1 protein-coding gene is annotated in these 344 nt (G+C 67.7%); it reads right to left on the bottom strand.

The annotated features are described in order from the left end of the window. On the bottom strand, positions 1-344 hold a 344-nt coding region (locus VC35_RS28265), incomplete at both ends, for a glycosyltransferase family protein (RefSeq protein WP_046044036.1).

The raw sequence follows: 344 nt of genomic DNA, 5'->3' as shown, positions 1-344 counted from the left end.
CGGTGGTTGACCGGGTGCACGATCATGCGCCCGTTATGGCGCTGGATCAGCGCCGGAATGTAGCGATGCATGTGGTCGAAGTACGGCAGGCGCAAGAACGCCGCGCGCTCGATCAGCTTCAGGCCGCAACCGGTGTCCGGGGTGGCGTCCTTGAGCAGGCGGCGGCGCAGGTTGTTGGCGAACCGCGAGGCGTAGCGTTTGCTTGCGGTGTCGCGGCGATTGACCCGATGCCCGGCGACCAGTTGCACATCGACCTTGCCCGGTTCGCCGCGCACCAGCGCCAGCATGCCGGGAATGTCCGCCGGGTCGTTCTGGCCGTCGCCATCGAGGGTCGCCAGCCACTG

This window comes from Pseudomonas fluorescens, from assembly GCF_000967965.1.
Classification (GTDB): Bacteria; Pseudomonadota; Gammaproteobacteria; order Pseudomonadales; family Pseudomonadaceae; genus Aquipseudomonas; species Aquipseudomonas grandcourensis.
The sequence above is the reverse complement of the archived record's forward strand: the minus strand, read 5'-3'. Positions and strand labels throughout refer to the sequence as shown.